5 protein-coding genes are annotated in these 15,240 nt (G+C 37.5%); all 5 read left to right on the forward strand.

All coding sequences use genetic code 11. From position 1 onward, the window contains the following. Position 1: 1 nt before the first annotated feature. The 5 genes from G611_RS0105815 (at position 2) to G611_RS0105835 (ending at position 15,235) form a co-directional block, all read left to right on the forward strand. Positions 2-1,765 carry an ABC transporter ATP-binding protein gene (locus G611_RS0105815; RefSeq protein ID WP_028242818.1) on the forward strand — a complete coding sequence of 588 codons (1,764 nt, stop codon included), beginning with the start codon at positions 2-4 and terminating at the stop codon, positions 1,763-1,765. Further along, on the forward strand, positions 1,765-3,675 hold the full coding sequence (locus G611_RS0105820) for an ABC transporter ATP-binding protein (protein WP_028242819.1): 1,911 nt from the start codon (positions 1,765-1,767) through the stop codon (positions 3,673-3,675). The genes G611_RS0105815 and G611_RS0105820 overlap by 1 nt, the downstream gene beginning before the upstream one ends. 171 nt (positions 3,676-3,846) lie before the next feature. Further along, positions 3,847-4,011 carry a hypothetical protein gene (locus G611_RS15720; protein ID WP_155942254.1) on the forward strand — a complete coding sequence of 55 codons (165 nt, stop codon included), beginning with the start codon at positions 3,847-3,849 and terminating at the stop codon, positions 4,009-4,011. Positions 4,012-4,015: 4 nt separating this feature from the next. Further along, entirely contained in the window at positions 4,016-4,627 is a 612-nt protein-coding gene (locus G611_RS0105830; RefSeq protein WP_051195099.1) for a Fic/DOC family protein, read from the forward strand. A 201-nt stretch (positions 4,628-4,828) separates the two neighbouring features. Further along, positions 4,829-15,235 carry a hypothetical protein gene (locus G611_RS0105835; RefSeq protein ID WP_155942255.1) on the forward strand — a complete coding sequence of 3,469 codons (10,407 nt, stop codon included), beginning with the start codon at positions 4,829-4,831 and terminating at the stop codon, positions 15,233-15,235. Positions 15,236-15,240 lie beyond the last annotated feature (5 nt).

The raw sequence follows: 15,240 nt of genomic DNA on the forward strand, positions 1-15,240 counted from the left end.
ATTGGTTAAGAGACTATTACAGGAAACTAAAGAGTACACTCTTTCAGCGTTGCTCACACCTGTATTCATGATTCTCGAGGTTGCGATGGAAATGGTTATCCCACTTCTTATTGCAGACCTTGTGGACAAAGGAGTAGAAGCCGGAAATATGAGCGAGATTTATCGCATAGGTGGATACATGCTTATCTGTGCGGTAATCGGCTTGTTTGGAGGTATCATGGGCGCTGTGCTTGGTTCAAAAGCATCAGCAGGCCTTGCTAAGAACCTTCGTAACAAGATGTTTGAAAACATTCAGACATTCTCATTTGAAAATATTGATAAGTTTTCAACTGCAGGACTTGTAACACGTCTTACAACAGATGTTACAAACGTGCAGAACGCATTTATCATGGTGTTAAGAATGGGCTTTAGAGCGCCAGTAACAGTTATTGTTGCTATGGTGCTTTCATTTAGAATCAACGCCCGCCTTGCATCAAACTTCTTAATTGCAATGATTATTATCCTTGCATTTATGGGATTTGTAATGTTTAAGACAAGAAAGCTTTTTGAAATCTTATTCAGAAAGTATGATGATTTGAACGCTTCAGTTCAGGAAAACATTACTGGTATCAGAGTAGTTAAGGCATACGTTAGAGAGGCTTACGAAAAGACAAAGTTCACAACAGCCAGCCAGGGCATTTATAAGGCTGCCACATCTGCAGAAAAGATGATTGCTACAACAATGCCAATGATGAACTTCGTGGTATACGTATGTATCATCCTAATAAGCTGGTTCGGTGCACATTTCATTGTTGTTGATGGCACACTTACAACTGGTGAGCTTGTATCATTGTTCTCATACTGCATGAACATTCTTATGTCACTTATGTTCTTCGCTATGATTTTCATCATGATTACAATGTCAGTAGCCAGCATCAAGCGTATCTACGAGGTACTTGAAGAAAAGACTACTATCACAAACGGCGAGAACCCAATCTATGACGTACCAGACGGTTCAATCCAGTTTAAGGATGTTGTATTTGGTTACAACAAGACAGCTGAAAGACCAGTGCTTGACCACGTAAATCTTGAGATTAAGTCAGGTGAGACTATCGGAGTACTTGGTGGAACAGGTTCAGCAAAATCAACACTTGTATCTATGATCTCACGTCTTTACGATGTGGACGAAGGCGAGGTAATCGTTGGTGGCCACAATGTAAAGGATTATGATGTGGAGACAATCAGAAACCAGGTTTCTGTAGTGCTTCAGAACAACGTGCTCTTCTCAGGAACTATTGCAGAAAACCTTAGATGGGGCGACAAGAATGCCACAGATGAAGAAGTAAGACGTGCAGCAAAGCTAGCATGCGCAGACGAATTCATCGAGAAGTTCCCAGATGGCTATGATACTTATATCGAGCAGGGCGGAACTAACGTATCTGGTGGACAGCGTCAGAGACTTTGTATCGCCAGAGCTCTTCTTAAGAAGCCAAGAATTCTTATCCTTGATGATTCAACATCTGCTGTTGATACAGCTACAGATGCAAGCATCAGACGTGCTTTCAGAGAAGAGATTCCAAACACAACAAAGCTCATTATTGCACAGCGTATTTCATCCGTTATGGATGCAGACAGAATCATCGTTATGGACGATGGAAAGCTTAATGATTTCGGTACTCATGAAGAGCTTATGGCCAGAAATGAAATCTACAAGGAAATCTTTGAGCAGCAGACAGGCGCCGGAAGTGGCGACTTCGATAAAGCAGAGGAAGGAGGCGAGGACTAATGCCTAGAGGACCACAACCAGGATCAGTACCAAAGCTGACAAAAGAACAGAAGGCCGCTAGACGTGGAGTGCTTGGCCGCCTTGTAAAATATGTTGGTGGAAGATATCCAATCCACCTTGTTGCAGTAGTAATCTGCATCTTCCTTTCGGTAATATGTAATGCCAAGGGAACAGCATTTATGCAGCAGCTTATCGATTCCTACATCCTTCCAATGCTTGATAGCGGAAGCAAAGACTTCGGCCCACTTAAGGATGCCATCTTCCATTTGATTGGATATTATGCAGTAGGTATTGCAGCAACATTTGCATACAACTGGATTATGATTTTCGTAGGTCAGGGAACACTTAGAGACCTCCGTGATGAGATGTTTGAGAAGATGGAGGATTTACCAATCCGCTACTTCGATACACATGCACACGGCGATATCATGTCTATCTACACAAACGATATTGATACACTCCGTCAGATGATTTCACAGTCATTCCCACAGATGTTCAACAGTGCAATCACTATCGTAACAGTATTTGTATATATGCTACTTCTTTCGCCTACACTTACAGGCGTAACAATAGCGATGATTGTAGTAATCATCCTTATTACAAAGACACTTGCTGGTACCTCAGGAAAGTATTTCCGCCAGCAGCAGAAGGCACTTGGTGCAGTAAACGGTAACATTGAAGAAATCATGAATGGCCAGAAGGTAGTTAAGGTATTCTGCCATGAAGAAGAAGCAATGGAGAAGTTCCAGGAGCTTAATGAGCAGCTTTACAACAACGCCTACAAGGCTAACAGACTTGCAAACTGCTTAGGACCAGTTAACGCCCAGATGGGTAACGTAAACTACGTAATCTGTGCGGTAGTAGGTGGAACACTTGCTCTTAACGGATGGACAGGCCTAACACTTGGAGCACTTGTATCATTCCTACAGTTTACTCGTTCATTTATTATGCCTATCATGCAGGTATCACAGCAGTTCCAGTCTATCGTACTTGCTATGGCTGGTGCCGAGCGTGTATTCGGCCTTATTGACGAAAAGCCAGAGACAGACGAAGGCTACGTAATGCTTGTAAATGCTAAGGAAGAAAACGGTGAAATCGTTGAGTGCGAGGAGCGTACAGGAATGTGGGCTTGGAAGCACTATCACAAGGCAGAGGGCACAACTACTTACGTGAAGCTTACTGGTGATATCGTATTTGATGATGTAGATTTCGCTTACAACCCAGATAAGACAGTACTTCACAATATCAAGCTGTTTGCAACACCAGGCCAGAAGATAGCCTTTGTTGGTGCAACAGGTGCAGGTAAGACAACAATCACAAACCTTATCAACAGATTCTACGACATCGCTGATGGTAAAATCAGATACGATGGAATCAACATTAACAAGATTAAGAAGGCAGATTTACGTCGTTCACTTGGTATCGTGCTTCAGGATACACACCTGTTTACAGGCACTATTGCTGACAATATCCGCTATGGAAAGCTGGATGCTACAGAAGAAGAGGTTATTGCAGCAGCTAAGCTTGCTAATGCAGATAGTTTTATCCGCAGATTGCCACAGGGCTATGATACAGTAATCAACGGTGATGGTGGAAACCTTTCACAGGGCCAGAGACAGCTGCTTGCTATTGCCAGAGCTGCCATCGCAGACCCACCAGTACTTATCCTTGACGAGGCTACATCTTCTATCGATACCCGTACAGAGAAGATTGTACAGGATGGTATGGATAAGCTGATGCACGGACGTACAACATTTGTTATCGCCCACAGACTTTCAACTATCAGAAACTCTGATTGCATCATGGTTCTTGACCAGGGCCGCATTATAGAGCGTGGTAACCACGAAGAGCTTATCGCCGAAGGTGGTAAGTACTACCAGTTATATACAGGTAAGATTCAGAATGCTTAAAATAGAGGTTGTAGTTGATAGGAATATCAACTACAACCTTTTTGTTAATGAGGTTTTTTAGAAAATCATTATATGATATAATAAGCTTAAGTTTTTTGAAGGTAATGTGGGTTGATATAGGGGAAATGGTTAGATAATATGAAGATTAGGCCGATAAATAAGGAGAGACTAATGTCAACAGACGAGAAGATCGCTAGTGTATCAGCTTCATTTGCGATGGAGGACATGATTCTTACAGCTAAGGAACTAGAGCGTGGAAGGATGATTATCGAGAACGAGGTTGATGTAGAGGATGTGGTCCGTGAGATTACATCTAGGTATGTTTCAGTAGGATAAGCATATGATGGATGAATATTACCGTTATGAGTATGAAGATAACGGCCAGTACTGTTATCCACACACTCATATCCTCAAGAACAAATTGGATATTCGCGATAAAGAGGAGCTCTTTAAGGTAGAACAGGAGCTTAGTTCAGCGCGTTATTTTGAAATCGTCAAGCGTCCTATACCTGGCGATTTTTCTTTACAGCATCTTCAGGCCATTCATCGTTATCTGTTCCAGGATATTTATGATTGGGCAGGGGAGATTCGCACAGTCGACATTTCAAAGGGCACCATTTTCTGCCTGACACAATTCATAGAAATCGAATTTAAAAGAGTACAGGAGTGGATAATTCAGAACAATTATCTGCTGGATGTGGATGACAAGGAGGTTATGTCTAAAAGACTGGCTTACCTGATTGGTGAGATAAACATGATTCATCCATTTAGAGAGGGCAACGGCAGGGCCCAGCGTGTGTTCATTGAATACATTTGCAAAAACAGCCAGCATTTCGATATCGATTTTTCAAAAACAACCAAGAACGATATGATTCTTGCAAGTAAGGAAAGCTCTGTGCTGAATTATGAGCCATTCGAGGAGCTTTTATTTAAATGCCTAGTAGAAATCTAGAGTTAAATTCTTAATACTAAATTCATAAAAAATTCATAGTTATAACGCCAGTTGTCTGTAAACTTAATAATGAGATTTTCCGATATGGAAATTGTAGTGGAATGTCCATGTCTATTTTTTGTATCCAAAATTAGGGCAAACACTGCAAAACACTTATTAGAAAAGATGTTAGAAATGGGTAACGCAAAGGGGAATTGGCCTATGAACAACAGATTAGATTTCTTCAAAAGATTGACAGCATTCTTGCTGGCCATGTTGCTTGTGACAACAATGATGGGAGATGATTTCTTCTCATTGGCAACAAGCGATGAAATAATTACGGAGGAAAGTGTGGAAACAGATGACAGTAGTTCGGCACCTGAAGCTGCGCCTGCGCCTGAAGCAGTGGATATACCACAGGAGCCTGTAACAGAAGAGCAGCAGGCACCATCAGAGCAAGGACAGGTAGTGGAACCAACTACGGCTGACTCAGAGATACCGGTAGAGCCACAGCCTACAGTAGATGAAAATGGAAATCCTATAGTAGTTCCAACTGAAGAACAATCAAACCCAGAGACTCCATCAGAACCAAAGGAGTCTATTGATGATGCAGAAGTTACCCCTAACCCTGAAAATATAGATAAACCAGAAACTGATAAGACTAATGAAGAAGATATAGAAGATCCTGATGCGAAAGATAAGGAAGAGGGAATTGATGATGAAGAAGCAGAGGATGAAGAGGAATTAGTTAAAGAAGAGGAAGAAGAGTGTGAGCACGATTGGGATTATGTTTCTAATGGAGATGGCACTCATATCAGAAAGTGCACAAAGTGCGACGAGGAAGGAGAGCAGGAGGACTGCGATTACGATGAAAACGGAGTATGCCGTAAGTGTGGTTACGAAGATAATTCGCTAGTGTTCCAGACATTCTCTAAGGAAATCCTTGGAACAACTGTAACAGTAGAAGGTAATATGCCAAGAAATGCAGACGTAACAATTTACTACGTAGGCAAGAAGGCTATTGAAAATATTGTAAATGATAGTCTGGAAGAGGGCGTATTCAAGGCATACGCTGCGTACGACATCACAATCTACGACCGTTATGGAAACAAGTATCAACCAGACTATGACAACAACGCAGTAAAGGTTACATTTGAATCAGTACACAAGCTGGACGAGGTCCCAGATGAGGAAGTAACTGTATTTAGAATTGAAGATGATAATACTGTAACTGAGATTGAAGCTGATGCATCAGGTGAGGATGTAAGCTTTGATGCTGAGCACTTCTCAATATATGTAACCGGTACAAACCAGACTGTTCCTTACATGACAGTTGCGTTAGGCTTGACAGATGGTTTTGGATATATCAAGCAAAATGATGCAGCATCTCAAACTTCACCTAATCCATATATCAGATTAAAGAAGGCAAAGTTTGCTATTTATGCTGATGATATTGAGAATTATCAATTTAGAGCAACAGTTTATAAGAATGTTTCAACAACAACAAAGATATCTGAAGCTACAGCAGTAGCAACTGGTACAGCATCCATTACTCCTACAGCTATTGGTAAACAAGATGTAGAAATAGAACTGTCTACGCTTCCTAGTCAGGATGATTATATTGCATATAATGATTATTATGCAGTTATAATCAATCTGATACAGGGGCCAAGTTCGAATATAAATCTTGTTTATGGTACAGGTGATATTCCTACATTTGTTTTGGATGAGGGATGGCAAGAGCTTGAGCAGAGTGGTGTATTTATTGAAGACGCAGCAAACAATATTGAAGTTTTAGATAAAACAACAGATACATATTCCATCACAAGCATTACTGGTCCAGATCCATCTAGTGCAACAACAAGTGGAACAAAGCTAAATCCTTATGCAACAGGTGAGAAGGATAGCTATTTGTATAGTAAAGGGGATAAAGGTACCTTTGTTGCAAATCTATCAAATGCTGCAGCAACAAGAACTATTAAGTGGTCTTCAGGCAATCCTTCTGTCATTGAGGTTAATGAAAATACAGGAGAATTTGTTGCAAAAAAATCAGGTACTACAACCGTTAAAGCTACATATACAAACGCAAGCGGAGATAAGGAAAAGGAAATAAATGTAACAGTTATTGAGTTTACAATAAATGAAAAAGATCCAGATACACAAACTGCAAGTATAGCTTATTCAGGTGTAGTAGCAGAACCAGCAGTTGTTGCTTATCAGGATAGGGAGAATGGTTCTAAAGTAACAGTAACAGCTTCATATCCAGATCGAAATATAAACGTAACAAATAGTGCAAAAGTGGCGATAACATACACTCTTAATGGCAAAAGTTTTGTGTTTAATAGAACTTTTGCAATAGAAAAGATAGAGTTAGTATCATCGTATTTTACAGATGCTACAAACATTACAGTTGAAAATGGTGTTATTACAGATATTAGCAATATAGATCCTAATGGAACATTAGCAGCAACTGCAAAGCCAGTATTTAATAAGGATTTTACAGCAACAATAGCATCAACAACAACATCACTAGAAGGTTTAACTTACAGTGTAAGAATTAATGCTGTAGCAAATGGAAATTTCAAAACTGTTGATGGTGGAATTATATGGACAAAATCTACTACAGATAATGTGGGAATAACTGCAGAAATAGTAAGTGGATCAACCTTTGACCCTTATGTATATACAGGTACAGCAATAACCTTGCCTGAAAACTGGAGTGAAGTAGTAACATTTAGAAATGGCAACGGTGAAGTAATTGATTACATTAGCAAAAACACTGCTGAATACAAGATTACAGATAGAAGTGGAGCCACTAGTGAGGAAATAGCAAAGAATGCAGGGGATAAGACGCTTGTGTTTACTATTACTAGTGGTGGCTTGACAGGAATAGAGATAAAGGTTGATTTTGTAGTTGTTAAAGCTGATATTAGCAAGGCTACTATAAATTGGAAAAATCAGGAATTTTTACATGATGGAAAAGAGCACAAAGCTGCGCCAGGTGAAGACTTTACTGTTTCATTCAATGAACAACCTTTAGTTTATAATACCGACTATACAGTAGATTATTCGCCAACAGGAAATTATGTTGATATAACAGGTTCTTCAAATGTACCTCAGGTAATAATCAAAGGTGCGGGAAATAACTTTGATAGTGATACCAAAAAAGAAGATGCAGACACAACATATAAGATTGTTGCTAACTTTGCAATGGATGCAATAGTTCGTATACGTGTAGGCTCAACTAATTATGATGGTACTACAGATAAGAATTACGTGATTCCTTATACAAAGGTATATGACGGTAATTCTACAGCTCCAAATATCATATTAATGATGAATGGTACCACATATACAGAAGGTACAGACTATACCAAAACAGTGGTGGATAAAGACGGTACTACTCTGTCTGCAAATGTTGGAACAAAGGTAATTACAATAACACCTTTAAACACTGATATCAGCAGGCTGAAAGGACAAACAACAAAGATTATTGCTACCTATGAAGTTGGAAAACGTCCATTAACAACCAGCATGGTTGATATTTCAAACTTACTGTCAAAGGAAATACGTTATACAGGTAGTGCCATTGACGTAGTAACAGCTTCTTCTAGCAGCAGTGCAAGTGATAGCTATGATGTAAAGGTAAGCTACAATGGCAATACCCTTAACAGAGATAGCGATTACAAGTTAACATGCGAAAATAATGTAAATGTTAGCAGTACAGGAGCCACATTTACTATTGAAGGCATGGGTAACTATACAGGTACACTTACATCTTCTAACTTTAAGTTTAATATATTGCCTGCAATAATAACTAAAGATACTGGCGATAGCACAAAGGCTTTGGTAAGCTTCGCAGATCCAGTAGATAATATAGTATATACAGGAACAGAAAAAAAGCCTAAAGTACAGGTTTATCTAAATAATAAGCCTGTAAGTAATGATTACAGTGTAGTTTATGACAATAATACTGCTGTAGGTACAGATACTGCCACAGCAACTGTAACAGGGTCAGGAAATCTTACAGGAACCGTTATTTTACCTTTCTCTATAAAGAGTAATACACAAAAAGTATTAAGCATTAAAATCAGAGACTATCCTGCAGATTATTTACAGGGGCGTGATGTGCCAAATGGAGAGGGAATAACCAGATATTATACATGTAAAATACCTGTAGAATATACAGGCTCTGATTTTAATGGAAGTGTTTCGGTTTACTATGATGATAAAAAGTTAACGTATAGGACTGATTATACTTATGCATATGTAAATGCAAAGAATGCGAAGGATTATGACACTGATGTAACGAACACAGATAAAAGTCCTTATGTATTAATTCAAGGTAAGGGCAATTATAAGAATAGTTTTGCAAAGGTACTATTCTCTATTAAGCCTATAGATATTTCAAGCGAAACAGTTCAACCAACAGTAACATTCACTGAGAAGGATTCTTTTGCAAAGCGATATACAGGTAGTCCAGTTGAGCTGGAAAATCTTGTAGTTAATGTTGGTACCAAGCCTCTTACAATGAGCACTGATGGAATAACAGGTGATTATACAGTTACTTATAATGATGATAAAACCAGTGCAGGCGAGAAGAGTATTACTATTACTGGTATAAACAATTACAGGGGAAGTCTGACCAAAAATTACACAGTTGGAACAAACCTCAACAAGGCAAAGGTTGCCATTTATAATCCATATGATGCTACGGATGCATTTGTTACTTTGTCTGAAAATACATCTACAAAGGATAATCCATTTACGGCATATTGGAGAAATAATAAGGAGCCTATAGTAAAGCTATACGGTGAAAATGGTGCAGAAATAGGTAATGATAAGTTACAGATAAGTATAAACAGTAGCTTAAAAGGAGATAACCCAACAGAATATCCTTCACGAAAAACTGCGGATATAAATGATACCAACTATAATTTGATTACATATACCGCTACCGCTACAGCAGCTGCAGAAGGATATTATGGCAGCACTACGGTTTACTATGAGATTCAACCACAAAGTATACTTGCAAACGTGGCGCTTACTAACAATACCAGCACTATATATTATGATGGTGGTAACGGAATATTTGCACCAGAGTTCAAATATACATATGGTGGAACAGAGCCTTATTCATTAGTAGGAGGAACAGATTTTGTACCAGAAAATATAGATTTAGGCAAATCTGTTCCACAGACAGCGGATTATAAAGTGCCAACAGTTAGTATCACTGGAGTAGGTAACTTTAAGGATACTTATGAATTAAATAATCTATACTACAAGCCTGGATACGTGAAAATTGAGATAGAAGATAAGGGTGATGTAAAGAAAACTGTTAATACTGCTGATGACGTAACTCAGCCAATAGATACAGGGATTGTGTATATATATAATGGCGAAAATCAGGTTCCATCTAAAATCAATGTAAAGAACACAAATGCAGCAGGTACGCCTGTTGCAGAAAGCAATTATACAGTAACTATGCCTACAGAGTCTACAGAGGTTGGTACATATACAATAACAGTAAATATTACAGGTGCAAACTATGAAAATAAGACTGTAAAACTCACTTATAAGATTATTAAGAATACAATTGATTCAAATTATACAGTAAATATCGGTGATATTACATACACTAATGTAGATGGTGGAGTTTATACAGCTGATATTATCAAGCATTATGTGGACGAAAAATCACTTAAATTGACAGTTGGTGTAACCAATAAGACATTAACTTATGATAAAGATTATGAAATAGTTACAGCCACTACAGAAATAACAAAAATTAATGAGATTGCAAGCTATGCGGGTGTATTAAGTATTATTGGTTCGAATAGCACACCTTCAGGTGGACAGACTAACTGGTTCTTTATTAAAGGAAAAGGAACTTATGATGGATACTTACAGGTATTCTTTAATATAGTGCTTGATTTGAATTCTTCATATGCAAAGGTAACAATACCAAATCATTATTATAATTTGAAGGAAGATGGCTTAACAACGACTAACCCAGTTGTGCCAGATATTAAGTACCTAGCACAAGATAAGACGACATGGGTATCATTAGATAAGCCGGAGGATAATTGCACAGTAATACGATCCGCTGATAAGAAAAACAGTCCAGGTCCAGACCCTAATTTAGCTGTAGAAGGTAAGAATATCTGTAAGAATACAGCAACAGAAGTAAAGTATTACGATACGTCTACTAATACAAGCTATCCAGTTTGCTTTAGAGCAGATTTAGCTAATTTAGCAGAACAGGGAATAATTAAACTTACAAGCGGAACAGAACGTGCTTATACTGGCAGTCCGGTAACAGCAACAGTATCTGGATTAGGTGATGCTGTAGAAATGAAGAGCGATGCACTACAAGGTGATTATTCTATAGTTTATACGACGGATCCTACAGCTATAAATACAAGTGTTGAACCTATAGCTGTAAAAACATATTACGTTGTAGTCAAAGCTCCAGCTGCAAATATATGGCAAAGTCAATATTTTATACCTGAGTCAAATACAGGAAATAAACTTTCGTTTAAGATTAAGTACGATCTTTCTACTGCAACAATTAAATATTATCACAATGGTCAGGTGGTAAATGATAATACAATACCATATGAAGGAAGGCCTATGCCTGTACCGGCAATAATTACAGTAGGTTCTGATAATGTACCAATATATAACTATAATAATTCTGATAATCCATTGGTAAGCTTAAATGAATCTACAGTAGAGTTAGTTGGAAAATATACAATAATTGCTACCCCAAAGGATGAAAATCAGGTATGTGGAAGGCTAATAAGTCCTGATTTTTATGTTTCAGGTATTGATATTAATAGATGTACAGTAACCTTAACTCATCCATCTGTGCCTTATACTGGAAACCCTATAGAGGAATCAGCAGTAGGAGTGACTGTTAAGTTTAATGATAAGACATTAACTAGAAATACAGACTATACATTAGATTTCGTAAATAATTTAGATGCTGGAACAGCAACAATTAATTTAAAAGGAATCAATGGTTATTCTGGTGTATATGCAAATCCTATAACATTTACAATAACACCTGTAGAAATTACAAGCGAAATGGTAAGTGTAGAGACAGGATATTATCAGGGATATGATCAGGAAGTAAAGCCTGCAGTAACCATTAAAAATGGTAATCACACCTTACTCTTAGATACTGATTATAAATTAGGAGACTATAACAATAATAAGGCCATTACCACAGAAAATACAAAAGCCAGTGTAATTATCAAAGCGGGTACATCAGGTAATTATAAGGTGACTAACCCTAACGGATTAAAGATTGAATATGATATCTTGCAGCTTGATTTAGCTACAGCAAAAATCCAAATAGATCCTAAATCTGCCGAATGGACAGGAGAAGAATTAAAAGTTGAAGATATCATCAAGTCTGTAACCACTTCTAGTGGAATAGTACTTAGATCTGAGAAAGACGATTCGACAGCGTATGATTATATAATCAAAGTACTTAATAACGCTAATACAAAAACAATGCTAAAAGAGCAGGGCACATATCAGCTAAGAATAGAAGGAAAGAATAATTGTACTGGATATTTGCAGGTTCCATTTGAGATAACAGCCCGTTCACTTGCAAACAATTATCACTATTATTACAGTTCATCTTCTACATCAACAGGTTTTATTGGTACATGGACATATATGCAGGATTTGGATGGAGATACAACAAATGGAGCACAGCCTGGTTACATTACACAAGGTTCTTATACTGATTCAAATGGAAATGATGTTCCTGAATGTTTAACAATCAAGGTGTATGATTGCACAACAGTTAACGACGGTGTAGATAATATTCCTAAGGTAGAAATTGTAGATAGCGGTGTAAAGGATAGTGGAAAGGATTATCAACTAGTAAGTGGTACGGACTTTACAGTATCTGTAACAAACGCTAAGACTGCTGGTTCTGCAATATGGAATCGTACAGTTACAGCTGATAAACATGCAACTGTTGCCGATGGTTGCCCAACTGTAACTATTACAGGAACAGGTAGATATATGGATTCTATTAGTATTCCTTTCAACATTGGAAAGAATATTAATAACCTGGGATTAACAGTAGTTTATACAATAACTGGTGCTGTAGATGTTGCTAATACGGCTATATCTAAGCCAACATATACTTATGTTGAGGCTAATAAGGATAAAGCTGCGTGGGCATACACATATAATGGTGTTGAACAAAAACCTACAAATATCAGCGTGAAATACAAACCTGTAGGCGCTACATCAGAAGTACCTCTATCTACAGACAATTATGATATATCTTACGAAAACGTAAATGGAAATGAAGATGCTTCGGTAGATGCAGGATATAAGTACATAACCATTACTGGTAAGGGTGATTATTGTGGAACTATTAGTCAGAGATATCAGATTAATAGAAAATCAATAACAGCTATTATTAATAAGACAAATAATAATTTCCCAGCTAATAAAGTATTTACTAATGAAAATCCTATGATAGCCACTAGTGATGGTACAGCGACTGGTAAAAAGGTCTTATCATTTGCAGTTAGCGGATCTTCAGTAAGTAGAATGACTGGTTCATCAACAACAACAAATACAGCTAAAACATATTTAGTTGATACAAAAAAAATGAACCAGACAGAAGCAGATAAATTTGCAGGATACTACTATGCAGTTTATGATAAGGACCCTATTAAACCGACAGTAACAGTTACGGATCATACTTTAGGTATACATGGTACATCTTCAGCGGTACTTACTGATAAAGATATTGAGCTCACATATGCAAATAATAATAAGGTTTCAGAATTTGTAATTGCATCAAATGCGGTATCAAATTACACACCTGCAATTATAAATGTAAGCTTTAAGGGTAGTGCAGCTAACGATTTCACAAGTGGTGGAAACTACTATGTACCAGAGGGAACGACATCTACTTATCAAATTGAATTCTTAATAGTTATACATAATCTATCTAAGGATTTTTATGCACAGCTATTAAATGAAACAGGAGATGAACTAACTGAACCTAATTTCAAGTATGATAACGGAAAAGCGTTTAGACCAAAGGTTAAAGTTACTAATGGAACACAAGTATTAACTGAAGGCCAGGATAATGATTATATTCTCGAATACGAGAACAATGTACGACCTGGAGAGGCTACAGTTACGGTAACTGGTGTAAACAATTATATGGGAACAAAGACATTACATTATACAATTTGGGCTGATTTGGCAGATACAGAAATATATTACAAATCAGAAGGAGTATATGTTCAAGGCACACCTGAACAGTTATATACTGGAAAAGCAATTGATTATGGTGTACCAAGAATATATCTGGCGCTTCCAATAGAAAATAATGTAACAGAAATAAAGCCACTTATAGAAGGTAAGGATTATTATGCAATTAATCCAAAATCAGATAATGCCTTTTTAACTGGAGGAAGCATAACATATAGGGGTTCTACTAAGTATTGGGTAGGTGATAAGGGCCCAATAGATTATAAAGTTACATTTGATAAATCTTTGATTGATGTAGATGGCATAACTGAAGGACAAGAGTTCAAGTACACTGGAGATGTTATTAAACCAGAAATGACGTTAAATGTATCTACAGCAAAGGCTGAGCCTACTATATATTACAGAAATTATGGTAAAGAAAATCAGGAATTATTAGATTCTGATGATGATTTCGTAAAGATTGGAACCATAACCGCAGTTATTAAGTATAAATTAGGCGAAGAAAGTGGTGAAATTGAAAAGACATACAAAATTGTTCCACGTCCAATCTATGATTGTAAGGTAGTATATACTGAGAATAATAGATATACAGGCTACCAGATTAAGCCAAGTGTATCAGTATTTATAGTATCGGATAATGGTGTTAAGACTCTTGAAGAGGGTACACAGTACAAGGTTGAGTATGGAGAAAATATCTACTCATTATGTACACTTAAGGTAACAGGCTGCTGTGATGAGATTACAAGCAGTAAGACATACTTCCCTAAGATTAACTTAGGAGCTCCAGTTAATCTCAAGACAACAGCTGATGGTTCATCTGTAACAGCTACATGGGTACATGATATCTATACTGCAGGTGAAGAAGTAGAGATTATCAAGGCATCTACAAATGAGCTGATAGCTCTTAAGAAGATTGAGGGTACTAAGGGTACATGCACATTTGATGGACTTGAGAATGTAACAAATTACATTGTAAAGATTAGAAGCTACCAATACATTGGCGAAAGTAAAGAGCTTAAGTATAGTAGTGATTGGGATAATGCAAAGCAGTCTTCAGTAACAACTGGCATTGCAACATCTGAGATGAGTGTTGAGAGTAACGCAGTAGGTAAAGTTACGATCAAATGGGATCCAGATGGGGATGTTGTAATTTACAAGATTTACAGAGCAGAAAGTGCTGACGCAAGTGATAAGGGCACTAAGATTGCGGTATTCCCAGCTTCAACTGGAGTATATACAAATTCTAATCTGGACAAGAAGTCACCATATGTATCTGATTACTGGTACTACATTGAAGGCTACGCTATAATCAACAACGAGCTGACATTAGTAAGTACTTCTGAAAAGATGCATGTAACAGTAATGCAATAATCAGG

The sequence above is a fragment of the Pseudobutyrivibrio ruminis AD2017 genome, from assembly GCF_000424305.1.
GTDB lineage: Bacteria > Bacillota > Clostridia > Lachnospirales > Lachnospiraceae > Pseudobutyrivibrio > Pseudobutyrivibrio ruminis_B.